The following is a 24861-nucleotide window of genomic DNA, read 5'->3' on the forward strand; positions in this document are numbered from 1 at the left end:
CGGGAGGCCACTCCTTTGCGCATCCTCGGTATCGACCCCGGTCTCGCCCGCGTGGGCTACGGCGTGATCGACACCAGCGGGGGTGAGCAGACCATGCTCGACTGCGGGATCATCCGCACGGACCCCGGCCGAACAGAAGGGGAGCGGATGGTGGAAATTGCAAGGGATCTCCGTCAGCTCATCCGGGTTTGGCGCCCGGAGCTGGCGGCGGTCGAGAAATTCTTTTTCTATCGCTCGAGCAACACCATCGCGGTGGTGCAGGCCCGTGGGGTTGTGATCATGACCCTCAGCCGGTTTGGACTGCCGGTGGTCGAATTCCCTCCGATGCAGATCAAACAGGCCCTCACAGGCCATGGCCATGCCGACAAAGACGAAGTCCTTGAAGCGGTGATGCGTGAACTCGCCTTGGACTCACCCCCACGACCCGATGACGCCGCCGATGCCCTTGCTGTGGCCCTGACCGGTTGGTTCCAGCGATGACCGGGGCCTGGTATCAGAATGGCGCAGCCGGACTTGGGTGCTGAGATGGACCGAACCGAAAGCACCGTTGATCTCACGCTGAATGCTGCGGGCCTGAGACTGCTCTTGAACTCCGTGAGCCATGAGCTCGAGCGCTGGCCGGGTGGAGATCCCGCAGAACAAGACGATCTACAGGAGATGAAGACACTCCTGACCGCAGCACTTCTGGAATGCAACTTTCAGGACAGCTGAAACCTTCCAAGCGCTGCAATCAAAAAAAGAGCCCTCGCGGGGCGAAGGCTCGACGCAATTCTCTTGTGGCGAAGTTATGCAACAACCGCAGTGACGGGCAAGTGAGATGAGTGAATCCATCCCTGTTCATCGGCTGGGCTTATCGATCCGATTCAGCAGGCGATGAGCAACACCCCCAACAACGGCTGGTTCGGTGCTGTCGCCCAGGACTACTCCCGGTTTCGCCCCCGCTATCCCGATGCAATTTTTCAATGGATGGCCGAACGGGCTCCTGCCCGAAGCCACTGTTGGGATGCGGCCTGCGGCAACGGGCAGGCCTCTGTTGGCTTGGCTCGCTGGTTTGACCATGTAACGGCCACGGATCTGAGCCCTGAACAGATTGAAGCTGCCCAACCGCATCCTGGCGTGACTTACAGCGTGGGGGCTGCAGAGCGCTCCCACCTACACGACTGCAGCACAGATGCAGTGCTCATTGCCGCGGCCATTCACTGGCTGGATGTGGATGGCTTCAACCGTGAAACCCTGCGGGTGCTGAAGCCGAAAGGCCTGCTCGTCTGGCTGGGTTATCAGCCCATTGAGGGGGCACCGATGGTCCTGCAGAACTGGCTGGAGGATCTGTATCACCAACGGCTGCGGAGCTTCTGGCCTCCCCAACGCATGCATGTGGACCGGCACTACACCGATCTCGACTTTCCACTTCCCAGCCGAGCCATTCCTGAAGGGTTCGTGATCAACGTGCAATGGACCCAGGTCGAGCTTCTGTCCTTCATCAGCACCTGGTCAGCCATGCGGCGCATTGAGCAGAGTCTGGAGTTGGACCGGCAACACGACTTGCTCCTGCCTGCACTCGCCGTCGAACTCAGGACGATCTGGCCTTCGGAGTCGGACACACTGCAACTGCAGCTACCGCTGATGGGCCGCTGGGGGCTTGCGCCATGACCATGCCACGTCGTGAATGGAACAAACCAGCGTTGCGTCGGCTCTACCGCTCGGAGCGCCAGCGTTGTTTCCAGCAACAGCACAACCTGCACATTCAGATCCGACATCAGGTTGAACGCGAAATTCACTGCCGCCATCACAGCGGCAGCTTGCAAGGCTTCGTGGGGTTGTACTGGCCACTGCAAGGGGAAGCCGACCTGCGGCCTTTACGCGATGTCTTCCAACACAAGCTGGGCCTGTCGACGGCCCTACCAGCAGCGGACGGCGATGGTTCTCTGCAGTACCACCCATGGAACGACGCCCCTCTCGCACCCGATGGCTGCGGCATCGCCGCTCCCCTCGATCAGCCGGCTTTAAGCCCCGAACAACTAGCGCTGCTACTGGTACCAGCTCTCGCAGTGGATCAGCACGGCATGCGCTTGGGGTATGGCGGCGGCTACTACGACCGTCTGCGTTGCCAGACGACTTGGAAGCAGCGGCTGGCACTCGTGGTGGTGCCAGAAGCCTGCGTCAGCCCCGAACCCCTCCCCGTGAATGACTGGGACCAACCCTTCGATGGCTGGATCACAGAAACGGGCTGTCAACTCAGGAGGGAACGCAGCAGTGGTTGCTGAGTGCTTGCCGATCCGACTGGCGCCCACCCCCCATGGCCCGCAGGATGGGCATCCAGGCGCTTCAACCTCCATGCCAGCCCTTCCCCGCTTTGCCCTGATGAGCATGACCGCCCTGGCGATAGGGCTCGGGCAGGTGCAGAGCGTCAGCGCCCACGGCGTCGAAAGCACCTTGCGTTACCTCGACGGACAACTGGAACTGAACAGCAGCTTTTCCACCGGCGAGCCTGTGGAAGGTGCCGTGGTGCGGATACTGGAGGCCGACGGCACGGCAGGAGCGGAGCTCGGTCGGATCGACGCCTCTGGTCGTCTGCAGGTGAACCTGCCTGATCTGAGCGACGGCCAGGTGGATTTGCAGGTGGATGGGGGGCCGGGTCACCGGGATTATCTGACCCTGCCGCTTGAGCAGGGACGGGTGAATTTGGACGACGTGGTGCGCGCCCCTCTCCCCTTCGATGCCTTCCCCTGGGCCGTGGCGCCAGCCATGGTCGGCACCGTAGGCCTGATGGTTAGGGTGCGCAGGTGAATGCAGCGACGCTGATCCAGCCATGGCTGAAGCAGGTAGCTCCACATCCCAATACGGCAGCCAGGCCCTGGATCAGCTAGCCGAACGACTCAACGGCACGGCTGATCCGCGCAAGCGCTACGAATACGTCCTCTGGTTGGCGAAGAAACTGCCCGCCATGCCGGCGGAGCTGCAGACCGACGACCGCAAGGTGAAGGGATGCGTCTCTCAAGTGTTCATCGCCTCCGAGCTGGTGGGTGGCCGGATGTGCTGGCAGGGCGATTCCGACGCATTGATCACCAAGGGACTTTTGGCTCTGTTGATCAAAGGACTTTCCGACCTGACGCCGGATCAGGTGATGGCTGTGGATCCAGGCTTCATCGCCGCCACGGGGCTACAGGCCAGCCTCACGCCATCGCGAGCAAACGGATTCCTCAACATCCTGCGCACCATGCAAGAGCAGGCGCGAATTCTGAAACAAGCCGACTGAAGCGCAGCGACAGGCAGGCCTGAACCGGCTGCTGCCTAAAGTCGACGGCTCAGCGAAACCCACGGACCCGCCCATGGCGACAAGGATCGGCATCGGCCTGCTCGGCCTCGGAACCGTCGGCGCGGGCGTTGCAAGCATCCTGAGCAGCCCCGACGGCCGCCATCCCTTGATTGCCGATCTCGATCTGGTGCGTGTTGCCGTTCGCGATCTGCAGCGAGCTCGGCCGGTCTCCATTCCCCAGGAGTGCTTGACGACCAACCCTGAGGAGGTGGTGGACGACCCCAACGTGGATGTGGTAGTCGAGGTGATCGGTGGCATCGAGCCAGCCCGCACCTTGATCATGCGAGCGATTGCCGCTGGGAAATCCGTAGTGACAGCCAACAAAGCTGTGATTGCGCGTCACGGCGAAGAGATCGCTGCAGCGGCGGCGGCGGCAGGCGTTTACGTGCTGATCGAAGCTGCTGTTGGAGGAGGTATTCCAATCATTGAGCCACTCAAGCAGTCCCTTGGAAGCAACCGCATTGATCGGGTCAGCGGCATCATCAACGGGACCACCAACTACATCCTCAGCCGCATGGCCGATGAGGGTGCTGACTATCACGCGGTTCTCAAGGAAGCCCAGGATCTGGGCTACGCCGAAGCAGACCCCGCCGCTGACGTGGAGGGTCACGACGCCGCCGACAAGATCGCCATCCTTTCGGGACTGGCCTTCGGCGGCCCCATTGAGCGCGGCGGTATTCCGACCAACGGCATCAGCAACCTTCAAGGTCGGGACGTGGATTACGCCACGCAGCTGGGCTATGGCGTGAAACTGCTGGCGATTGCAGAGCGACTGGAAAGCGACGGGGAGCCGGGAGGATCTCTGCCCTTGGCCGTTCGGGTTCAGCCAACCTTGGTTCCCAACGATCACCCCCTTGCCGGGGTCAATGGCGTCAACAACGCGATCCTCGTTGAAGGCGACCCCATTGGACGGGTGATGTTCTACGGCCCAGGAGCAGGGTCTGGGCCCACGGCTTCTGCTGTGGTCGCCGATATTCTCAACATTGCGGGCATCCGCCAACTGAAGAGCAGCGATGGAGGCCTCGATCCATTGCTGGCCGCCAGCAGCTGGCGGTCTTGCCATCTCGTGGACGGCAGCCAGATTCGCCAACGCAATTACGTGCGTTTTCACACAGAAGACGCTCCTGGCGTGATTGGTCGCATCGGCAGCTGCTTTGGGGAGCGAGGCGTCTCGATTCAATCCATCGTTCAATTCGACGCCAGCGACCAAGGCGCTGAAATCGTCGTCATTACCCATGAGGTGGGCAATGGCGCCATGCAAAACGCCCTTCAGGCCATTGCGGCATTGCCGGAAGTGCGGACCCTGGCCGCCCACCTCGGCTGCTTCTGATCAGGACCCCAGGGGTTGTGATCGGACACACATCGACAAGCCGCCACCTGGCAATGCCCCCCTTGCATGCGGCAGAGTCATAAGAACCATCACAGATGAGGTCTGCATTCGCAGATCCATGATCCAAACCGTTCATGTCGAACGAACTCTCAGTTCTGCAAGGGCAACGCTGCGTTCAGTCGGGCCACCGATCCTGCATGAGGCTTCATCAAGGTGATTGCATCCGTCTGAGAACCAACGCGGGGGTCTATCAGGTGATCGGGATCGACGACGATCACGACCGTTGCTGGGTGCGCGAGTGGCCGCTCACATCCCAGGGATCTCCGGTGTTTGAAGTCCCTTTTCACCAGATCACGCCACCCCTCAGTGCCGATTCAGCCTGAAGGGCCTTTGAATGGCGTTGTCCGAATCACCTGAAGCGTGATCGATCAACGCAGCCCGTCAGGCTCGGCCAACATCAACAGGGTGTTTCGCTGCTTGCTGTCAGTGAGCGCAGCCGCAGCAATTGGACTGAGCCAGAGCGCCTGTCAGCCGATTCGACCCAGTGACCGAATCACGGTGGCCCGTGCTGGCAGGATCACCTCTCTGGATCCCGCACAGGCGAGCACGTTTGGCGCCCAGCAAGTCATCAGTGCTCTTGGAGACACGCTGTACACGCGGTCGATGAGCGGCGAACTGATGCCTTCGCTCGCGTCAGGTCCGCCAGAAATTAGTGACGACGGTCTTACCGTCACAATTCCTTTGCGTGACGACGTGCTGTTCCACGACGGCACGCCATTCAATGCAGAGGCGATGGCCTTCAGTCTGCGTCGCTTCCTGGCCATCGGCACGCTCAGCTTTGTGGTGGGCGATCGGATCAAGGCCGTGGAGACGCCGAGCGCGTTTGAACTGAGATTGCGGCTAAATCGACCCTCCAGCTCCCTGGAGAACCTGCTGACCTCCACCAATCTCACCCCGGTCTCCCCGACCGCCTACCACGATCATCAGGAGCGTTTCCTGAACGACAACTTCGTGGGCACGGGCCCTTATCGCTTGGCCAGTTTCCAAGCAGTGCAGCAACGCCTGGACCCCTTCGAGCAGTACTGGGGGCAGCCACCGAGTAACCCTGGACTGAATCTGATCTATCTGAGCAATTCCACAGCCTTGTTCGGTGCGATTCGCAGCGGCGAGGTGGATGTGCTGATCTCAGACTCCATCGACGAGGATCAGCGCCTAGCGCTTAATCGCATGGCCGACGAGGGCCGGCTGCGGGTCGGAGAGGGCCCTGCACTGGTGATCGGCTACATCACGCTGCTGAGCAACGACGGTCCGCTCAAGAATCCCGTTCTGCGCCAGGCACTGACCTACAGCCTGGACAGACCACTGATCAGCCAACGGGTCAGCCACGGTCTGCGTCTCCCTTTGCTCTCTCTGGTTCCTCCCGGACTGCCTGGTGGCAATGCCGAACCCTGGCCCCGTTATGACGCCGCTCAGGCCAGAAATCTGTTTCTCAGTGCTGGCTACTGCAATGGGCAGGTCTTCACCCTGCCCTTCACCTATCGAAGCAATCTGCCGGCCGATCGACTGATGGCGCTCACCTGGCAAGCCCAAATCCAGCGCGATCTTTCCGATTGCCTTGTGTTGAAACTGGATGGCGTGGAATCAACCACGGTTTACGACCAGCTTGAGCAAGGAGCATTTCAGGCAGTGATGCTCGACTGGCGCGGCTCCTATCCCGATCCAGCCGCATATCTCACACCTCTGCTGAGTTGCAGCAAATCCAACGGCAGCATCTGCGAGCGAGGCGAAGCCGCCATTAGCGGCAGTTTCTGGACAGCCCCAGGCTTGGAAGACACCTTGCTGCGCTCGGATCGCAGCAGTGGTGAAACCCGCCTACGCGATCTCAACCAGGTGGAGGCCATGGCAGCCGAGGGCGCTGCTTACATTCCCGTTTGGCTTGTCACACCGCGGGCCTGGAGTCTGCCCGAATTGGCAACACCAGAATTTGACGGGAACGGTCGGCTGAAGCTGGCTCGGTTGCAAGAGGCGAGCTGATGGGGCGAAGTCGCGACCTACTGCGCTACGTGGCCACCCGTCTGGCATTGGCACCTCTGATGCTGTGGCTCATTGCCACGCTGGTGTTTCTGCTCCTGCGGGTTGCACCGGGTGATCCTGTTGATGCGGTGCTGGGAAGCCGGGCCCCTGAAGAGGTAAAGGCTCGTCTGAGAGAGCAGCTTGGCCTGGATCAGCCTCTCTGGCATCAGTACATGGACTTTCTCGGCGGCTTGCTTAATGGAAACCTCGGTGAAGCACTGATCAATCAAGAGCCCGTCCGTCAGATCATTGGGAGGGCGTTACCCGCCAGCCTCGAACTGAGCGTCACCGCCCTTCTGGTGGCTGCTGTTGCCGGACTGGCGGTGGGCTTTACAGCCATTGCTAAATCTGAAGGGAGCATCGACCTGGCTGGACGCTTTTACGGCATCGGCACCTACGCGCTGCCCCCATTTTGGGCAGCAATGCTGGTGCAATTGCTGTTCGCAGTGATCCTTGGCTGGCTACCGGTCGGCGGACGATTTCCACCGGGAATGATTCCTCCAGATGGCAGTGGCTTCCTAATTTTCGACAGCTTGCTGCAAGGAAACTGGATCGCTCTGAAAGGAGCGATTCGTCACCTGGTTCTTCCGGCCTGCACCCTTGGGCTGCTCTTGAGTGGTGTCTTCACCAATGCCTTACGACTCAACCTCAACCGCAGTCTTCGCTCGGATTACGTCGAAGCTGCTCGCAGCCGCGGCCTCAGCGAAACCCAGGTGATTCTTCGCCATGCCCTCCCCAACGCTTTACTGCCAGTGCTCACCATTGCGGGGATCACCGTGGCTTCCTTAATCGGTGGTGCGCTGCTGATCGAGGTGACCTTCTCCTGGCCAGGCATCGCTCTGCGACTCCAAGAAAGCATCAACCAGCGGGACTACCCCGTGGTGCAGGGGATTGTGGTGGTGGTGGCTGCGCTGGTGGTGCTGGTTAGTGTGGCGGTGGATCTTCTTGTGGCCCTGCTCGATCCACGCGTGCGTTACTGACAATCATCTGAGCCGACTGCAGTTAGAGAGTTCTCATCAGCTCTTCAGAGCATTCTGATTGCGCAGTCGCACAAACCCCACATGATGTGACTGTTGGGGTTGATCCAATGCAATCTTCAATCGTTTCTGAACCTGAAGCGTTCAGCATGGCCTGCCTGATTTATCAGGGATTAACGGTTCCAGGCCCGCGTCAGATTCCCTGCGAACACGAGTCGAGCCTGAGCCCTCTGGGCATCTACAGGCTTCGCGATGCGCAGGCGATGCCGATTCTCGAAATGAAACTGCGGCAACTGCAAGCCACGGTGTCCAGGCTTCAATCCAGCAGACGAGTGGCGCCGGTTTGATCGAGACGATGCAGGTGCAAGTCGCCCACTATCAGGTGTTCGACCCCACCAGGAATGTGCGCTGACTGACGGTCGTTTTCGAGATCCATCAGAAATTGGCTGATCTCGAGTTCTAACTGGGCCTGAACCTCGAGGGGTTGCACGCCAACCAGCTCCTCACCGAGCTGAAACACGTCCTCACCGCGACCGGTGCCGTTCTGACCTTCCACGCGGATGGGGGAGAAATGACTGGCACCCTCCACCAGCACAGCTCGGGAGTCTGGGTGAAAGGGCAACGCACGAAGCAGACCCACTTGTTCACTCAAGGGCGGTGTGATCAGATCGAGGGTGCCACCGCTGAGGAACACGGGCAGTGAATCCTTAAGAGCAAGACGGCGCGGCCAAAGCAGGCTGCCGAAGCTGTTGAGACCAATGACCGCAGCCAGCTGATCAGGCGGACGAAAGGACGGAAGCTCCACGTCCTCGATCTGGCATTGCAGCAGTCGGGAGAGGTTGTTGACTGGAAGGTCATCCAGGTCTTGTCCACATCGGCGCGCCAGCCCTTCCTGCGGACGGGCACCAGCGGCCAACAATGCAGTGAGCGCTCCGAGCGAGTGACCCGCCAACACCAAACGCTCGCCGGGCAACGCAAGTTCACCGTTCTCTCGGGCTGCCAGCACGGCCTGAAGATCAAGAAGCCGATCGGGAATCACCTCCGCACCCGGTGGGGGCAAACGGCCCTCGAGCAACGCTTGCACAGCCAAGGCATCGCTGCCGGGATGCTCAAGCACCAGAACGGAATAGCCCCGGCGGCTCAGTGAGCGGCCAAGCCAGCGGAAATGATCGGGACTGCCTCCAAGTCCGGGCATCAGCACCAGCCAGTGACGCCGGAGATCACCATCAACCGCCGACGGTGACCACAGCTGAAGCTGCAGCGGGCGATCTCGGTGGTCTACTGCAAGCGTGACCCGACGCAGATCCCGATCCGCGATCAAGGCATTGGCTCTTGCGGGGGCAATCTGGCGGTTGTTGGCTGAAAGAGGAGTTTGGTGCAGGTTTTTAACCAAGGCCTGCTGACGCTGAAGCTGTCGACGCCAACTTCCAGCCACGGTCAGCAGAGCATCCAGATCCAGATGCACGCGTTCAGCAGGCAGCGCCTCCAGCAGATCAATCGTGGACACCTGCGCGCGCTCGTTCAGGAGCGACTCAAGGGTCTCTTGCACTTTCCGCCCTGTGACGTCTCCATCCACCAGCACGAGGTCTCCCACCTGATCCAGAAGACGACGCCCAGCCCAGCTGTTGAGCATTTGCCGGGCCATGCTGCGATCGTTGATCAGAGGGGCCTGCAGCAGTTCGATCACCCCTTGCCGGCTTTCTTCCTCCAGAAGATTCAGCCAGATTCCCAGCTCGGAAAACGACGTCCCGTTATTGCGCAGCCAGCCGCCCAGATCATTGACAGGGAAAGGAAGTTCCATCCCATCAAGGCGCACTACGAGCTCCCGCGCGGCCTGAACAGGTCGCAGTGACAGGCCATGGAGCAGCAGACTGCTGATCAGTCCCACGGCAACCCGTTGTCCTGTTGAGCGTCTTCGCAAGGCCAAAGCCCATTCACTGGTGGAACCAGTTTCCCGCACCTTTGCAGGAATTGGCGTCGATCCGGCTGATGGCCTCGCTCGGGGCAGGTGGTGTCATCTATCTGACACCAATGGTGTTTCATCTGGCCAGCTTCAGCGCCAGCCAGGTCACCCAAGGTCTGGCCGCTTCAGCTTTGATCGGCACGGCAGCACGGCTCCTCAGCGGCGTCTTACTTGATCGTGGACTGTCCTGCTCCTGGCCGGTCCGTGCCGCAGCTGTAATTGGTTGTATCGCCGATCTCACCCTGCTGCAGGCGAATGGTTTTGGTGGTTACCTGGCGGGACAGCTTCTGATCGGAATCGCTGCAGGGTTGTATTTCCCGGCCATTGAGCTGGCCGTTCCTCTCAGCTGCACAGGCTTCAACTCTAGTCGGGGTTATGCCTTGGCCCGAAGTGCTGACGCCCTGGGTGTGGCACTGGGGGCCCTCATCGGAGCCTTGGTCACAGCACTGGGAATGATCCGCGCGATCTACCTGGTGGAGATGGGTGCTCTGGTGGCCATGTTGCTGATCCTGGGCTGGCGTCCGCTGCCTGATGGACGCGCACCGTTGCTCCATGTGAACAGCCCGGATCCGATCACTCAACAGCGCGCAGTGGGGGACGAAGGCGTGGGTTGGCTGACACCACTGCTCCCGGTGCTGGCGGTCAGCATCGTGGCCACTGGGATCATTGCTTTGATGCAAAGCGCTCTGCCACTCGATCTGGTGCGCGGGGGCCTTGCCCGTCCGCCACTGAGTGAAACGTGGAGTGGCACCTTGATTGCGTGGCAACTGGGACTGCTCGTGCTGCTCCAGTGGCCCATCGGCAACTGGGTCGCCAAGCGCAGCCTGCGTTTCGGGCTTGGTATGGGCCTAGGCGGATTCGTTGCCGGCTGCTTACTGCTGGCAGGTTCCGCACTTTGGAGCGGTGGTATTGCCCTCATCGCCGTCGCGATGGTGCCGATTGCCTTCGGGGAGGCCGCCTTTCTGCCGACCGCAGCTGAAGCCATGGTCGAGGAAACACCGATGCAACATCGCGGTTTGGCCATGGCACTGTTCTCCCAATGCTTTGCCATTAGTGCCACGGGTGCACCGTTGATCGCCGGGTTATTGCTGGATCGTCAGGGCCACGGCCTGATGCTCTGGCTGTTGATGGCCGGCATCTGTCTCAGCATGTTGCCCCTACTTAAAACGGTGCGCCCCCGCTACTCGGCAGAACTCAGTGCCACGTTGTTGGAAAACGAAAGCGACATCACAACTCCACGAGCTGCCTCCGTGCAATAACAACTGCTGATCTTCACTGATCCAATCATCCACATTAATTAAGGGCTTGATTAACACCAAGACGGTAATTTCCGTTTGATAAAACCGCGGCCACTTGCCAATCATCAATCACAACCTAAATTCAAAAAATAGCCCTTTCACCATGCAAGCATCATCATTGAATGAACAGCAGATTTTAGTTATTGCAAGCATGAAAATTAAATTCGCAGAGCAGGAAAGATCCGATTTTTATCGTGTTACAAATACGCTCATTCAGAAGACAATCATGATTGAAAACCCCATTCAATACACTTGCTGTGAAAACATTAATGATCCAACCGATTTTACTTGGAATGAAACATGGCCATCGAAGTCAGCACTCGATAAGCATTTCTCATCCGATCATGTCCAAGAATGGTTGAGATGGGTACAGCCTAGCCTCATCGAGCCAATCAAAGCAATTTTTGTTGAAACAACAAAAACAACAGCTTTATAAGTTGAGTCCGCCCATCAAAGCTGGTTTTGATGAACGAACGCACCACAACCCGTCTGATGACTTGAACTGAACCTCGTTCGATAGACATCCGCGAGGCGTCAAGATGGCTGAACCTGATTGGATGGCAACGCTGTTGCTCGATCACCAGAGTCTTGGCTTGGAGTTGGAAATGCTCAAGACCAGCCACAGTTTGAGCAGGATGTCCCTGCTCAAAACAACGCTTTCTCGCTAGAAAGCGGATCTGGAATCGTTTTTTGGAGGGCGGGGACGATGTCACGAGCCCGCGAGCTGCTTCGGTCCGTGAGGAACTTGTCAATCCTGCGGGATCTGGCCAAAAGCCAAGGTGGTCTCGACAGCGTTGGAGACCTGGTCGACAACTTCATCGACAGTGAAGCGATGGAAGTCTGCCTGCAACGCTTCAAAGCCCTTCCCGGCGGAACAGACATGGTGGAGCAGCGATACCCCCCCTTTCAACCGGACATCTCGGCTCTAGGAAAGTTGCCGGAAGGAACCCTCGGCCATGCCTATGCCGGCATGATCAGCCGCCTTCATTACGACGCCGATTTCTTCCGCCCCAGAGACACGAGCACAGAAGCGTTGTGGCTAACCCAGCGCATCGCCTCCACCCATGATCTGCACCATGTGATCGCAGGCTTCAACACGGAACCTTCCGGTGAATCGGGTGTGCTGGCCATCACAGCCACCCAAATCGGTTTCCCTGCCTACGTTCTACTCAACATCTTGGCCAACTTCCGAGCTTTTCGCTTTCAACCCAAGCAACAGGAAGTGATCAGTCAGTCCATCGCCTTTGGCAGTCGCATTGGGCTGGAGGCAGCACCGCTGGTGCTGCAACGCTGGGAGGAGGGCTGGGACAAACCCTTGAGCCAGTGGCGGGAGGACTTGGGTGTCAAGCCCGTGGAGCATGAACGCTTCGGCGCCATCTACTGACGCTTCAGTCCAAGATCCCTCAGCAATCGTGCGGTGCGCTCCATAAACTGCCTAAACCCCTGTGCTGCCATGGCATTGCAGATCCAAGACTCATCCAAAGCTCTGAAACGAGATGCGTTGCGTTCATGGATGAAGGCCTGGGGATCTCGAGCGATGGCGTTGGGCCTGGTGGGACCCATGGCTCTCCCCACAGCGGCCAATCAGCAGGAGACGCGCAAGGCGCTCGTAGGTCTTGCCGCTTACGCAGAATGCAAAGTGCTGCATGACGGCTACAGCAGGGCTCGCGCCGAGGCCATCATCCAGGCTGGCATCGAGAACAACGGCTGGCAGCAGGATGCCTCCTGGCTGCAGTCACCACAGGGCATCCGCGTGGTGACGCTCACCAGCAAAGCGATGAACACGAGCTGCAACAACTTCGATCAAAGCAGCCCCCAGTTCATCCCGGCCATGGAGGCCATTAATGCGCTTTAAACCGAACGCCACAACGATCCAAAACGGATCATTGGGACTGATTACACGTTGAACAGAAACTCCATCACATCCCCTTCTTCCACCACATAATCCTTGCCCTCACTGCGAAGCCACCCTTTGTTGCGAGCTTCCGCTAGGGAACCGGCTTCCAGCAGTTTCTCTGTACCGATCGTCTGCGCACGAATGAAACCACGCTCGAAATCGGTGTGAATGACACCAGCGGCCTGGGGGGCCGTCATCCCAGCCTTGAAGGTCCAGGCCCGGGTTTCCTTTTCACCCGTCGTGAAATAAGTCCGCAGTCCCAATAAGCGGTAGGTAGCGCGGATCAAGCTCTGTAGGCCCCCTTCTGTCACGCCCAGACCGTCGAGGTAGTCCTTGCGCTCCTGCTCACCCAGCTCCACCAGTTCGGCCTCCACCTGGGCAGAGATGCGAATGGTCTCAGCACCTTCAGCCTTGGACAGAGCCACCACCTCCTCACAGAACGCATTGCCAGCGGCGAGATCGTCTTCGCACACATTGGTGGCGTAGATGATCGGCTTAGCTGTCAGCAGCCCAAGGGGTTTGATCATGGCTGCTTCATCGTCTGCCAGCTCGACGCTTCTGGCGGCGCCACCATCCTCCAAAACCGCCTGGATGCGCTCCAGTGCTGCATCTTCAACCTGAGCCTCCTTGCTGGTGCGCATCTGTTTCTTGAGACGCTCCCGCCGCTTCTCGATCTGGGCCAGATCTGAGAGACCCAGCTCGAGGTTGATCACCTCAGCATCCCGGGCCGGTCCCACCGAACCGGACACATGGATGACATCGTCGTCCTCAAAACAGCGCACCACGTGCACGATGGCGTCCACCTCACGAATGTTGGCCAGAAATTTGTTGCCGAGACCTTCTCCCTGACTGGCGCCCTTCACCAGACCAGCAATGTCCACAAACTCCATGCGCGTGGCAATGGTCTCCGCGCTGCTGCTCAGCGTTGTGAGCTGCTGCAGTCGAGCGTCAGGAACTGCCACCGTGCCGACGTTGGGCTCGATTGTGCAGAACGGGAAGTTCGCAGCCTGAGCCTGGGCATTGGCAACCAGAGCATTGAAGAGAGTGGATTTGCCCACGTTGGGCAAACCGACGATTCCGGCTTTAAGCATGGAGGGGAATCTATCGGCAGGGGTCAGCCGAAATCCCCCCGCCTTGACACAATTTGGCCCTCCACGCGCGAGACTGCGTAACGAAAGATGTAAGTGGGGCCATGGGCAGCCGTCAAAGCTTGTCCCCTGGGGGAGTTAGTCAGGATGCGCTGCGATCCCTATCCCGCCTAAGCGGCATGAAACGACGTCGTCGAAAGCTGATGGGTGCTGCGGCTGCCGCGCTTGTGTTGGTGGGCGGCGGTGTGATCTGGAGCCAGAGTTCAGGAAATAGCCGCGCCCGCCAGCTGGGTGATTTCACCGTTGCTGCAGAGCAGGGATCCCTGCCTGGCGTCATCACCGCGAGTGGGGAGCTGGAAGCCATTCGGCGCGTGAATGTGAGTCCTAAAAATCAAGGGCGCCTGGCAGCCCTTTACGTGGACGAAGGAGATGTGGTGCGCAAAGGGCAGGTACTGGCGCGCATGGACAGCGGTGATTTCAAAGACCGTTTGGATGAACTCACCGCCCTTGAACGCCAGGCCCGTGCTGAGTACCAAGCCAAACGAGCTGACTTCCTTCGCCATCGTCAACTGCTCGACAGCGGCGCCATCAGCGCATCGGACTTGGACGGTTTCCGCGCGGCCTTCATCAGCAGCCAAGAGGCCCTGACAGCAGCGCAAGAGCGGGTTGCGCAGCGGAAGGTGGAGGGCAGTGACCTGGACATCCAGGCGCCATTCGACGGAATGATCACCGAACGGTTTGCCGAGCCTGGCGCCTACGTCACACCCACCACCACCGCCTCCACCAATGCCGGTGCCAGCAGCTCATCGATCGTGGAACTCTCGGAGGGATTGGAGGTGGCGGCCAAGGTTCCCGAAAGCGACATCGGCCGCATCCGAGTGGGTCAGGAGGCTGTCGTGCGGGTCGATGCCTATCCCGACCAGCGCTTTGCCGCGCAGGTGCGTGACATTGCACCTCGTGCTGAAAAAACCGACAACGTGATTTCGTTTGAAGTGGAGTTATCCCTGATCGAACCGCCGCCGAGCCTTCGCATTGGCATGACGGTGGATGTTGACTTTCAAACCGGTCGCACGGCGGATAGCACGCTGGTGCCAACGGTGGCGATCGTGACGGAAAACGGGACGCCTGGAGTGCTGCTTGTGGGCGACAACAGCGAACCCACATTCCAGCCGGTGGAGCTAGGGGCCAGCAGTGGCAGCAAGAGTGCCATTCTCTCCGGTGTGACGCCCGGCACCCGGGTGTTCATTGACATGCCGCCCTGGGCGAAGACGCGCGACTGACTGACACCGGACCTGCCCGAATCCATGCCCGACACCAAGGAGAAACCGCTGCTGCTGCTGGTGGATGGCCATTCCCTGGCCTTCCGCAGCTTCTATGCATTCAGCAAAGGAGGCGATGGTGGACTGGCCACCAAGGATGGGCGGCCCACCAGCGTGACCTATGGGTTTCTCAAGGCACTGCTCGACAACTGCAAGGGCTTGAAGCCTGAAGGTGTCGCGATCGCCTTCGACACCGCGGAACCCACCTTCCGGCATGAAGCCGATCCCAACTACAAGGCCCATCGCGATGTGGCGCCAGAGGTGTTTTTTCAGGATCTGGATCAATTGCAGGGAATCCTGCGCCAGTTCCTGCAGCTGCCGCTCTGCCTGGCTCCAGGATTTGAAGCCGACGACGTACTGGGCACCCTGGCCAACCGCGCTGCCGAGTCCGGCTGGCGCGTGCGCATCCTCAGCGGCGATCGTGACCTGTTCCAGCTGGTGGATGACCAGCGCGACATCGCCGTGATGTACATGGGAGGCGGCCCCTATGCACGCAGCAGCGGTCCGACCCTGATTGATGAAGCGGGCGTGGAGAGCAAGCTGGGCGTGATGCCCAACAAGGTGGTGGATCTCAAAGCCCTCACCGGTGACAGCTCCGACAACATCCCGGGTGTGAAGGGGGTTGGCCCGAAGACAGCGATCAACCTGCTCAAGGAAAACGTCGACCTCGATGGCGTCTACAAGGTGTTGGCAGAAGTTGAAGCCGAGGGACCGAAAGCCAGTCGGGGGGCGGTGAAGGGAGCGCTCAAAGGCAAGCTCAGCGCCGACCGAGACAACGCCTACCTCTCGCGCAAGCTGGCCGAGATCCTGGTGGACATCCCGCTACCGGAAGAGCCTGTGCTCGAGCTGGGCCCCGTGGACGCGGACGGACTGCAGCAGCAGCTGGAAGATCTGGAACTAAACAGCCTGGTGCGCCAGGTGCCCGGATTCGTCGCCACCTTCTCCACCGGCGGGCTCAATGCCAATGGGCATCTGCTCGAATCAGCCACACCCAAACCCAAGAGCACCAGCAGCGAGGCCCCTGCCGATGAGAGCGCATCGGCCTCCATTCACGACACGCACGAGACCGCCGCGGCACACCCTGAACTGCAACCTCAGGTGATCAGCACTGCAGCGGACCTCGAGGCGCTCGTGCAGCGGCTGATGGGCTGCACGGATGCCATGGCCCCTGTGGCCTTGGACACGGAAACCACCGACCTCAACCCTTTCAAAGCCCAACTGGTGGGAATCGGCATGTGCTGGGGACCCGAGCCGACGGATCTGGCCTACATCCCGATCGGACATCGCTCCGCGACAGAGCCCACCCTCGACAGCTCAGATGCCCCTGTGCAGTTGCCACTGGAGACCGTGCTAGCTCAGCTGGCGCCGTGGCTGGCCAGCCCTGACCATCCCAAGGCCCTTCAGAACGCGAAATACGACCGTTTGATCCTGCTGCGCCATGGCATGCCCTTGGGAGGGGTGGTGATGGACACCCTGCTGGCCGATTACCTCCGTGACGCCGCGGCCAAGCATGGCCTGGACGTGATGGCCCAGCGTGACTACGGCATCACCCCCACGCTGTTCAGCGATCTCGTGGGCAAACCCAAGGACGGCAAGGCCAGCTGCTTTGCGGAGGTTGCCCTCGATCAAGCCGCGTTGTATTGCGGCATGGACGTTCACCTCACACGTCGCCTCGCGATTGATCTCAGGGCGCAGCTGCAGGCCTGCGGCGACCAGCTGCCCCGCTTACTGGATCAGGTGGAACTACCGCTAGAACCGGTGTTGGCCGTGATGGAAGCCACCGGCATCCGCATCGATCTTCCGTATCTGGGAGAGCTGTCGAAGGAGATGGGAGACACGCTGAAGCGGCTGGAAAAAGACGCCAAGCACGCCGCAGGCGTTGACTTCAACCTGGCCTCACCCAAACAGCTGGGAGAACTGCTGTTCAACACCTTGGGGCTCGATCGCAAGAAATCCCGCCGCACCAAAACCGGTTACAGCACCGATGCCACGGTGCTGGAAAAACTGGAAGGCGATCACCCGGTGGTGCCGCTGGTGCTCGAACACCGCGTGCTGAGCAAACTCAAAAGCACCTATGTGGATGCTCTGCCCCTGCTAGTGGAAGCCGAGACCGGGCGTGTGCACACAGATTTCAACCAGGCAGTAACTGCGACAGGTCGCCTCAGCAGCAGCAACCCCAACCTGCAGAACATCCCTGTGCGCACGCAATACAGCCGACGCATCCGCAAGGCTTTCCTGCCGCAGGAGAGCTGGACGCTGCTCAGTGCTGACTACTCGCAGATTGAACTACGCATCCTCACCCATCTCTCCGGGGAGGAGGTGCTTCAGCAGGCGTATCAGAACGGAGACGACGTGCATGCTTTGACCGCACGTTTGCTCCTCGACAAAGACGAGGTAAGCGCCGATGAGCGACGGCTGGGCAAGACGATCAACTTTGGCGTGATCTACGGGATGGGCGCCCAACGGTTTGCCCGGGAAACCGGAGTCAGTCAGGCGGAAGCCAAGGACTTCCTCAGCCGCTACAGAGAGCGCTACCCCAAGGTGTTCGCATTCCTTGAACTGCAGGAGCGCCTGGCCCTGAGCCGCGGCTATGTGGAAACCATTCTTGGACGACGGCGCCCCTTCCACTTCGACCGCAATGGCCTGGGCCGGTTACTGGGGAAAGACCCCATGGAGATCGAGTTGGATGTCGCCAGGCGAGGCGGAATGGAAGCGCAGCAGCTGCGAGCGGCCGCCAACGCCCCCATCCAGGGCTCCAGTGCCGACATCATCAAACTGGCGATGATCCAGCTGCAAGCAGCGATCGAACAGAAGGGGCTGCCAGCGCGCCTGCTGCTGCAGGTGCACGACGAACTGGTGCTGGAAGTGGACCCTCAGGCCCTAGAGACAACGCAGGAGCTGGTGGTGTCCACGATGGAAAAAGCCGTCAAACTCAGCGTGCCATTAGTGGCTGAGACAGGGGTCGGCGCCAACTGGATGGAGGCGAAATAGCCCTCAGGGGCTGATCTGTCGCGCGCAACCAACATGCGATCGCGCTCCAAGTTTCAAGCCCATACCCAACAACCATGGGTAACGACCTTTCAGGCTCTCAGGGATTCAAACGACAAGTTTGGAGGGACGGGCCGTAATCTCCAATCAGTGTCTAACCAGGCCTGTGTCGCTTCGCCTCACCAACAGTCTGAGCAACCGGACGGAAGCGTTCCAGCCACTGGAAGAAGGCAAGGCCACAATTTATTGCTGCGGTGTCACCGTTTATGACCTATGCCACTTGGGGCATGCACGTAGCTACATCAACTGGGATGTTCTTCGCCGCTATCTCATTTGGCGCGATTATGACGTCACATTTGTTCAGAACTACACGGACATTGACGACAAAATACTGAACAAAGCATCAGCAGAAGGAACCTCGATGGAAGAGGTCAGCGAGAAAAATATTGAGGCCTTTGAAATCGACATGGCCAGATTAAATATTCTCCCAGCCGATAAAATGCCACGAGCCACACGTTGCATCCCAGAGATTCATACATTGATCAAAGAACTTGAAGCCAAAGGAGCTGCTTACGGGTCCGACGGCGACGTCTACTTTGACGTGTCTAAAGCAAAAAACTATGGCCAACTCAGTGGCCGAGACCCCAATGAGCAACAGCAGGGTGCGAGCGGTCGCACCAGCGGAAACGAAGAAGAACGAAAACGTCACCCATTTGATTTTGCGCTATGGAAAAGTGCAAAAGATGGCGAACCCAGTTGGGATTCACCATGGGGCCCTGGACGCCCCGGTTGGCACATCGAATGCTCAGCGATGGTTCGTCAACAATTTGGCAAAACCATCGACATCCACCTCGGTGGCGGTGACTTGGTGTTCCCACACCATGAGAATGAAATTGCCCAATCAGAAACGGCCAACGATGCTCCTTTGGCGCGTCTTTGGATGCACAACGGCATGGTCAATGTGGGCGGCACAAAGATGTCGAAATCGCTTGGCAACTTCACAACCATTCGTGCACTTCTCGACAGCGGTGTGTCATCCATGACCCTGCGGTTGTTCGTGCTGCAGGCCCACTACCGCAAGCCCCTTGACTTCACAGCGGATGCCCTTGATGCCGCCAGCACTGGCTGGAAAGGCCTCAACGCCGCACTTGGCCTCGGTGATCTGTTCACACAACCTCTTGGATGGCCCCAATCGGAACCGTTGGCTTCTGGCGCCGTGAAATCTGAAGTTTCAGTCGATGGTGAGGTCTTGCTCAACGCCAAGAAGCGTTTCATCGAAGCCATGGACCAGGACCTCAACACGTCAGGTGCCCTGGCAGTGCTGTTCGATCTGGCCAAACCTCTAAAAGCCCTGGCCAATCGCCTGGATCGTGGCGATCAGCTCGATCACACCAAGGACGAATTGGATCAACTGCTACAGCGTTGGCGTCTGCTGAGAGAGCTGTCTGGAGTGTTGGGCCTTCGATTGGAGACCGCTGTTGCCGATGCAGCGACCAACGGGATCGATGACGGTGCCGAGATCGAGGCTGCCATTGCGGCACGCAAGCAGGCCAAACAGAGCAGAGACTTTGCGACCGCCGATCGCATCCGTGATGAACTCACCGCCAAGGGCATCGAACTGATCGACAAGCCCGGCGGGATCACCGAGTGGCGACGCAGCTGAGCCTTAGCGCTGCTTTCCAGCCATCATCGCCTCGATCTTGCGAATGCGGGCCAGGGTCGTGGTCCACACCTCGAGTCGGAAACGCTGATCACCCAACGCGGGGTCTGCGGGGTCGGCAGCGTCAATCCAGGCCTTGAGTTCAGCCAGCTTGGCGTCCGGATCCTCCCGGGCTTCAAAGGCATCCCAGAGCTCCCGCTCCAACTTGGCCCGCTCGATGAAATTCCAGCGCTTGAGCCAGAGCATCCTGTTGGTGTGCATCAGGGCCCTGTCTACCGGATTCTCCGGGCACAAGGTCTAAGGTCCGAAAGGTTGAGGCTTCAGCGCATGCAACCGGAAAGCCTGTCCAAAGCCATCCAGCTGGCCGTCGCGCCGGTGTTTCTGCTGGCGGGCATTGGCATGCTGCTGAATGTGACCTCTGGTCGTCTCGTGCGCATCGTGGAGAATGCACGCCGCGCCAAAGAGGCGCTGGACGCTGGAGAGACGGTGGATGACAAGGAACGCTCCACCTGGCGCAAACGCGCACAACTGATCATCCGGGCGATTGAGTTGCTCACCGCAGCCACCCTGTTGATCTCCTCGGTGGTGGCCGTGTTGTTCCTGAGCGTGATCAGCCGCCTGAACCTCACCGTTGTGGTGGTGCCCATGTTCATTGCGGCCATGATCTTGTTGATGGTGGCGTCGATCTGCTTCCTGCGTGAGGTGCGTCTTGCATCGGTGCACCTACGGCGCGTGCTCTGAATGCCGTTTGGGGATCAAGCCTGCCCCGTCCACTACCGGGGAACATACGTCCACTTGCCGATGAGATCCACAACACTGATCAACAAGCCTGCGGCGATCACCAGAGGCGACACCCAGCGCAGGAAAAACAGAATGATCCCAGCCCTCGCGGGAGGTGTGATCCCACTGTTCTTGAGATCCTCCAGGAAGCTTCGCGATGCAAACCAACCCATCAGCACCGCGATCAGCAAACCACCAGCAATCAATAGGACGCCCCCGAAGAGGTCATCCATCGTGCCGAGCACGTTGAGATCGGTGGCCGCCGGCAAACCGACGACAAAAATCACTGCCGCACTGACCCAGGCGGCGTTGCGACGACTCCAGTTGCAGCGGTCCATCAGGGCCGCCACGGGCACTTCAAGCAACGACACCGACGAGGTGATCGCAGCCAAATAGGCGAGGGAAAAGAACGTCACCGCCACAATCCTCCCGGTCAGACCGATGGACCCAAGCCCCGTGGGCAGAGATAGAAAGATGGTGCCGATCGTGGATCCACTGACGGCATCGCCCAGGCCGAAGCTGATCACCACCGGAAAGGTGAGCAGGCCAGCCAGCAGACCCACAGCAGTATCCAGTCCGACGATGGCGACCGCTTCCGAGGGAATCGGTGCTTTGCGATTCAGATAGGCCGAATAGGCCAAGATTGCGCCAATCCCTGTCCCCACCGAAAAGAACGCCTGTGTGAAGGCATTGCGGATGGTGGTGATGTTGAACAACTCCTGGCTGTCCCAACGCAACAGAAACGTGCGGTAACCCTCCGCCGCGCCGGGGAGAGAACTAGCCCAGACCGCCAGGACCACAAGCAGCAGAAACAACATCGGCAGAGCCATACGTGAGAGGCGCTCAATTCCTGCCTGCACACCGGCCGCCACCACCACCGCAGTGAGCAGCATGCTGACGGCCTGTCCGGCGATCGCACTCTGGCCGCCACTGATGCCCGCGAAGAACAGCTCCGCCTCGCCCATGCTGCTGGGAAGTCCCACCTGCAGCGCGTGAAGCAGGGTCTGACCCGTCCAGCCCATCAGCACGCCGTAGAAGGCCAAGATTCCGCAAGACACCACCACAAACAGCCAACCCATTGGCTGCCAAGCGCGCCCAGCCGCTTGCACGGGCGCCAACAACGGACTGCGGCCCGTGCTGCGACCCAGCACCATCTCGGCTACCAGCACTGGCAGACAAATGGTCATCACAATCAGCACGTAAAGCAGAACGAACGTGCCGCCCCCACCCTGTGACGCGCGGTAGGCAAATCCCCAAAGGTTGCCCAGGCCCACGGCACTGCCCGATGCAGCCAGCACAAAGCCCAAACCCGACTGCCAGGACTCCTTCTGCGCTGTGGCCATGTACCTAGAGACCGTGTTGGGGAAAGTTTGCCAGCAGCCGGAATTGAAATGGGAGGATGGCGGCACTTGCCGGATTCCGTGTGAAAGCCATCAGCGTGCTGGGCTCCACCGGCTCAATCGGCACCCAGACCCTCGAGATCGTTCAAGATTTTCCGGATCAGTTCCGGGTGGTAGCCCTTACGGCAGGCAGAAACCTGGCGCTGCTGGTGGAGCAAATCCAGCAGCACAATCCCGAAGTGGTGGCCTTGGCCGATGAGGCGCTCCTCCCTGAGCTCAAAGAGCGACTGAAGGCACTGCCAGCCGACCAGCAACCGCAACGACAGCCCCATCTGGTGGGTGGCCCTGACGGATTGAACACGGCTGCGGCCTGGGACACAGCAGATCTTGTGGTCACCGGCATCGTGGGCTGTGCAGGCCTTCTGCCCACACTGGCTGCCATCCGGGCTGGCAAAGATCTTGCACTGGCCAACAAAGAGACGCTGATTGCCGCGGGGCCCGTGGTGCTGCCGGAACTGAAAAAAAGCGGCAGTCGTCTGCTGCCTGCTGACTCCGAGCATTCCGCCATTTTTCAATGCCTTCAAGGCACGCCATGGGCCGAAAATGCCCGACTCTCCACGGGTGTGCCCACGCCCGGACTGCGCCGCATTCAGCTCACTGCATCAGGAGGAGCCTTTCGCGACTGGAAGGCCGCTGATCTCGAGAAGGCGACTGTCGCTGATGCAACCTCCCATCCCAATTGGAGCATGGGGCGAAAAATCACCGTCGATTCCGCTTCGTTGATGAACAAGGGTCTCGAGGTGATCGAGGCGCACTACCTCTTCGGGCTGGATTTTGACCACATCGAAATCGTGATCCACCCCCAAAGCATCATCCACTCGATGATTGAACTGGCTGATTCTTCCGTGCTGGCCCAACTGGGCTGGCCCGACATGAAGTTGCCGATTCTCTACTGCATGAGCTGGCCCTCACGCCTGGAAACCCCCTGGAAGCGTTTGGATCTTGCCCAAGTTGGGCAGCTCACATTCCGCGCACCGGATCCCGCCAAATACCCCTGCATGAAGCTGGCCTACGCAGCGGGACGTGCCGGCGGAACCATGCCCGCGGTGCTGAATGCCGCCAATGAAGAAGCAGTAGCCCAGTTCCTCAACGAGAGGATTCACTTCCTCGACATTCCTGACCTGATCGAGGCCGCCTGTGAACGCCACAAGAACGATCGAGTGGATGCACCGCAGCTTGAGGATGTGCTGGCTGTTGACCAGTGGGCTCGGCAAGCCGTGCGCGAACAGGTGAGCCGTGGCACCCAGCGCATGACAACAGCCTTTGCTGCGTGACCACGACCCGCGCCATTCGACCGTTGGTCAGCCACCACCTGTTGCTCTGCGCGACACCCACCAAGGCCAAATGCTGTGACCCCAACGTGGGCGCGCAGAGCTGGGAAGCCCTGAAGCAAGGAGTGCGTGAGCTGAATTTGGAATCACCAGAGCGCCCACAGGGCATCGTGCTCCGCACCAAGGCCGACTGCCTGAGGATCTGTGAACAGGGCCCCGTACTCTTGGTCTGGCCCGATGGCATCTGGTACGGCGGTGTCACGCCCGAACGGGTACGCCACATCCTTGAGGAGCATGTGATCCAAGGCCAGCCCTGTGAAGACTGGGTGATCCGGCGTAGCCCCTTCAGCACTCCGGCATCGGACTGAGCTGTCTCAACCAAGACGCGGCGATGCGGTCTGACCAGCAGCCGGTGTTCCGAGCATCGCCAGGCGAATGAAACCCGTTGTGGCCACCCTGACGGGTCAGTAGCACCGACAGCGGCTCCGGCCCGCCCTGCATCAAAGGCTCGAGCACGGCGCTCACTTGTTCTGCAGCGGCAGCAGGCACCCATGGATCGTCGAGGGCCTGAAGCAGGAGTGTGGGGGGAAGCGTTCGTCGATCCTTGAGCAGTTGAGTCAGCGGCGAGGCTCCTTGGTAGTAAGCATCGACGCTGGAAAAGCCCCAACGCGGTGCTGTGATCGCCGCATCAAAGGCACGGATTGACCGGGGCGGTTCACCACTGAGTTGCCGCTGCTCCTGGGCACTGACGCCGAAGGGGTCCGCCAGCGTCTGGCGCACGAGACGCTGCAGAAGCCAACGCTGATACACGCGATTGCGCGGACGTTCGATCGAGGCGCTGCAGGCGGCAAGATCCAAGGGACTGCTGGCGCAGAACAGACCATCCAACAGCGGGGCATGGCTTTGCCAACCATGCGTTGCTCTCTCCTCAACGCTGGCCATGCAGGCGTTTAGCAGCATGGTGCCCCCCAGGGACACCCCGGCACCCAACAGGGGCACTGGCCGTGCTGGGGCAACCAATTCAGCACACAAGTGGCGCGCACGTTGGATCACTGGCAGAAGATCACTGTTGCAACGAGCTGCGTAGGTACCACCGGCAAGATGACGGCCGGGATCTGCGCCGCGCAGATTCAGCCTGAGCACGGCAAAGCCATTGGCCTGAAGGGTGAGGCCAAGACGCCTCAGGCCCTCACGCCGACTGGAGCCGCCAAGACCGTGCAACAGCAGCACTAGCCCTCGGGGCGGTGCACTTGGCAAGTCGGAGCTGGGATGCGGGCGATCCAGAAACGCCAGCAACGCGCCAGCGGCGGCAGCACCACTCGCTAACGCAGGAACAGGGATCGCGATGGGTTCGCCACGGTCAGGTGGAAGCGCGACCGGGCGGAGCGTGTCTCGCAGAGTCTGAAGGTCTCCACCGATCCAAGGAAAACGCTGTTGATAGGGAACAACCCCCAGCTGCCGCAACAGCTGGGGGTTGTCTGGACGATTCACGTGCGAAGCC

The 24861-nt window shown here is 59.9% G+C and carries 26 protein-coding genes; 21 read left to right on the top strand and 5 right to left on the bottom strand.

The window, feature by feature from the left end; all coding sequences use genetic code 11:
• Positions 1–15 precede the first annotated feature (15 nt).
• From ruvC to SynA1825c_RS10095, 11 genes are all read left to right on the top strand, one after another.
• The gene (ruvC, locus tag SynA1825c_RS10045) at positions 16–480 is read left to right on the top strand and encodes a crossover junction endodeoxyribonuclease RuvC (RefSeq protein ID WP_186469167.1); all 465 of its coding nucleotides are present in this window, start codon (positions 16–18) and stop codon (positions 478–480) included.
• Between the two features lie 45 nt (positions 481–525).
• Positions 526–711, top strand: coding sequence for a hypothetical protein (locus tag SynA1825c_RS10050; RefSeq protein ID WP_186469168.1), 186 nt, complete (start codon positions 526–528; stop codon positions 709–711).
• Positions 712–873: 162 nt separating this feature from the next.
• Positions 874–1650: a class I SAM-dependent methyltransferase gene (locus SynA1825c_RS10055; RefSeq protein ID WP_186469169.1), complete on the top strand. Its 777-nt coding sequence runs from the start codon at positions 874–876 to the stop codon at positions 1648–1650.
• Between the two features lie 2 nt (positions 1651–1652).
• Positions 1653–2264: a 5-formyltetrahydrofolate cyclo-ligase gene (locus tag SynA1825c_RS10060; protein ID WP_186469170.1), complete on the top strand. Its 612-nt coding sequence runs from the start codon at positions 1653–1655 to the stop codon at positions 2262–2264.
• Between the two features lie 70 nt (positions 2265–2334).
• Complete coding sequence (locus SynA1825c_RS10065) at positions 2335–2787, top strand: hypothetical protein (protein ID WP_370593743.1); 453 nt, start codon at positions 2335–2337, stop codon at positions 2785–2787.
• Between the two features lie 22 nt (positions 2788–2809).
• The gene (locus tag SynA1825c_RS10070; RefSeq protein WP_186469171.1) at positions 2810–3256 is read left to right on the top strand and encodes a SufE family protein; all 447 of its coding nucleotides are present in this window, start codon (positions 2810–2812) and stop codon (positions 3254–3256) included.
• Positions 3257–3329: 73 nt separating this feature from the next.
• Positions 3330–4646 (top strand): homoserine dehydrogenase, encoded by a 1317-nt coding sequence (locus SynA1825c_RS10075; protein ID WP_186469172.1) that lies wholly within the window; start codon positions 3330–3332, stop codon positions 4644–4646.
• A gap of 197 nt (positions 4647–4843) precedes the next feature.
• Entirely contained in the window at positions 4844–5029 is a 186-nt protein-coding gene (locus SynA1825c_RS10080) for a hypothetical protein (protein ID WP_370523154.1), read from the top strand.
• An 82-nt stretch (positions 5030–5111) separates the two neighbouring features.
• Positions 5112–6680 carry an ABC transporter substrate-binding protein gene (locus SynA1825c_RS10085; RefSeq protein ID WP_255477146.1) on the top strand — a complete coding sequence of 523 codons (1569 nt, stop codon included), beginning with the start codon at positions 5112–5114 and terminating at the stop codon, positions 6678–6680.
• Positions 6680–7699 (top strand): ABC transporter permease, encoded by a 1020-nt coding sequence (locus SynA1825c_RS10090; protein WP_186469174.1) that lies wholly within the window; start codon positions 6680–6682, stop codon positions 7697–7699. The genes SynA1825c_RS10085 and SynA1825c_RS10090 overlap by 1 nt, the downstream gene beginning before the upstream one ends.
• A 107-nt stretch (positions 7700–7806) precedes the next feature.
• Entirely contained in the window at positions 7807–8043 is a 237-nt protein-coding gene (locus tag SynA1825c_RS10095; protein WP_186469175.1) for a hypothetical protein, read from the top strand.
• Here SynA1825c_RS10095 and SynA1825c_RS10100 read toward each other — a convergent pair.
• Positions 8013–9656 (bottom strand): alpha/beta hydrolase, encoded by a 1644-nt coding sequence (locus tag SynA1825c_RS10100; protein ID WP_186469176.1) that lies wholly within the window; start codon positions 9654–9656, stop codon positions 8013–8015. The two genes, SynA1825c_RS10095 and SynA1825c_RS10100, sit on opposite strands and share 31 nt — an antisense overlap.
• A gap of 29 nt (positions 9657–9685) precedes the next feature.
• On the opposite strand from SynA1825c_RS10100, the gene SynA1825c_RS10105 reads away from it, so the two are divergent.
• The 4 genes from SynA1825c_RS10105 to SynA1825c_RS10120 all read left to right on the top strand — a co-directional run bounded on the left by SynA1825c_RS10105 (position 9686) and on the right by SynA1825c_RS10120 (position 12812).
• Entirely contained in the window at positions 9686–10918 is a 1233-nt protein-coding gene (locus SynA1825c_RS10105) for an MFS transporter (RefSeq protein WP_186469177.1), read from the top strand.
• A gap of 94 nt (positions 10919–11012) precedes the next feature.
• Positions 11013–11393 (top strand): putative quinol monooxygenase, encoded by a 381-nt coding sequence (locus SynA1825c_RS10110; RefSeq protein WP_186469178.1) that lies wholly within the window; start codon positions 11013–11015, stop codon positions 11391–11393.
• Positions 11394–11693: 300 nt separating this feature from the next.
• Positions 11694–12341 (top strand): Coq4 family protein, encoded by a 648-nt coding sequence (locus SynA1825c_RS10115; protein WP_370593744.1) that lies wholly within the window; start codon positions 11694–11696, stop codon positions 12339–12341.
• Between the two features lie 153 nt (positions 12342–12494).
• Complete coding sequence (locus SynA1825c_RS10120; protein WP_255478356.1) at positions 12495–12812, top strand: hypothetical protein; 318 nt, start codon at positions 12495–12497, stop codon at positions 12810–12812.
• A 41-nt stretch (positions 12813–12853) separates the two neighbouring features.
• Here SynA1825c_RS10120 and ychF read toward each other — a convergent pair whose 3' ends face one another.
• Positions 12854–13945, bottom strand: a complete 1092-nt coding sequence (gene ychF / locus SynA1825c_RS10125) for a redox-regulated ATPase YchF (RefSeq protein WP_186469180.1) — start codon at positions 13943–13945, stop codon at positions 12854–12856.
• 101 nt (positions 13946–14046) lie between these two features.
• Between ychF and SynA1825c_RS10130 the strand changes: the two genes are divergently transcribed.
• From SynA1825c_RS10130 to cysS, 3 genes are all read left to right on the top strand, one after another.
• The gene (locus SynA1825c_RS10130) at positions 14047–15222 is read left to right on the top strand and encodes an efflux RND transporter periplasmic adaptor subunit (protein WP_186469181.1); all 1176 of its coding nucleotides are present in this window, start codon (positions 14047–14049) and stop codon (positions 15220–15222) included.
• 24 nt (positions 15223–15246) lie between these two features.
• Positions 15247–18252, top strand: coding sequence for a DNA polymerase I (gene polA, locus SynA1825c_RS10135; protein WP_186469182.1), 3006 nt, complete (start codon positions 15247–15249; stop codon positions 18250–18252).
• Between the two features lie 163 nt (positions 18253–18415).
• Positions 18416–19912: a cysteine--tRNA ligase gene (cysS, locus tag SynA1825c_RS10140; protein WP_186469183.1), complete on the top strand. Its 1497-nt coding sequence runs from the start codon at positions 18416–18418 to the stop codon at positions 19910–19912.
• Between the two features lie 3 nt (positions 19913–19915).
• On the opposite strand, the gene SynA1825c_RS10145 is transcribed toward cysS, so the two are convergent.
• Complete coding sequence (locus SynA1825c_RS10145; RefSeq protein WP_186469184.1) at positions 19916–20155, bottom strand: hypothetical protein; 240 nt, start codon at positions 20153–20155, stop codon at positions 19916–19918.
• Between the two features lie 81 nt (positions 20156–20236).
• Between SynA1825c_RS10145 and SynA1825c_RS10150 the strand changes: the two genes are divergently transcribed.
• The gene (locus SynA1825c_RS10150) at positions 20237–20650 is read left to right on the top strand and encodes a DUF2721 domain-containing protein (protein WP_186469185.1); all 414 of its coding nucleotides are present in this window, start codon (positions 20237–20239) and stop codon (positions 20648–20650) included.
• A gap of 32 nt (positions 20651–20682) precedes the next feature.
• On the opposite strand, the gene SynA1825c_RS10155 is transcribed toward SynA1825c_RS10150, so the two are convergent.
• Entirely contained in the window at positions 20683–22032 is a 1350-nt protein-coding gene (locus SynA1825c_RS10155; protein WP_186469186.1) for a sodium-dependent transporter, read from the bottom strand.
• Between the two features lie 80 nt (positions 22033–22112).
• Here SynA1825c_RS10155 and SynA1825c_RS10160 point away from each other — a divergent pair, with 80 nt between their 5' ends.
• Together SynA1825c_RS10160 and SynA1825c_RS10165 are read left to right on the top strand one after the other, a co-directional pair.
• Positions 22113–23363: a 1-deoxy-D-xylulose-5-phosphate reductoisomerase gene (locus tag SynA1825c_RS10160; protein ID WP_186471167.1), complete on the top strand. Its 1251-nt coding sequence runs from the start codon at positions 22113–22115 to the stop codon at positions 23361–23363.
• Positions 23360–23728 carry a ferredoxin gene (locus SynA1825c_RS10165; RefSeq protein ID WP_255476925.1) on the top strand — a complete coding sequence of 123 codons (369 nt, stop codon included), beginning with the start codon at positions 23360–23362 and terminating at the stop codon, positions 23726–23728. Before SynA1825c_RS10160 ends, SynA1825c_RS10165 begins: the two co-directional genes overlap by 4 nt.
• Here the strand turns inward: SynA1825c_RS10165 and SynA1825c_RS10170 are convergent.
• Positions 23706–24851 (bottom strand): alpha/beta hydrolase, encoded by a 1146-nt coding sequence (locus SynA1825c_RS10170; protein WP_255478358.1) that lies wholly within the window; start codon positions 24849–24851, stop codon positions 23706–23708. The two genes, SynA1825c_RS10165 and SynA1825c_RS10170, sit on opposite strands and share 23 nt — an antisense overlap.
• Positions 24852–24861 lie beyond the last annotated feature (10 nt).

Origin of the sequence: Synechococcus sp. A18-25c, assembly GCF_014280035.1 — a bacterium.
GTDB lineage: Bacteria > Cyanobacteriota > Cyanobacteriia > PCC-6307 > Cyanobiaceae > Synechococcus_C.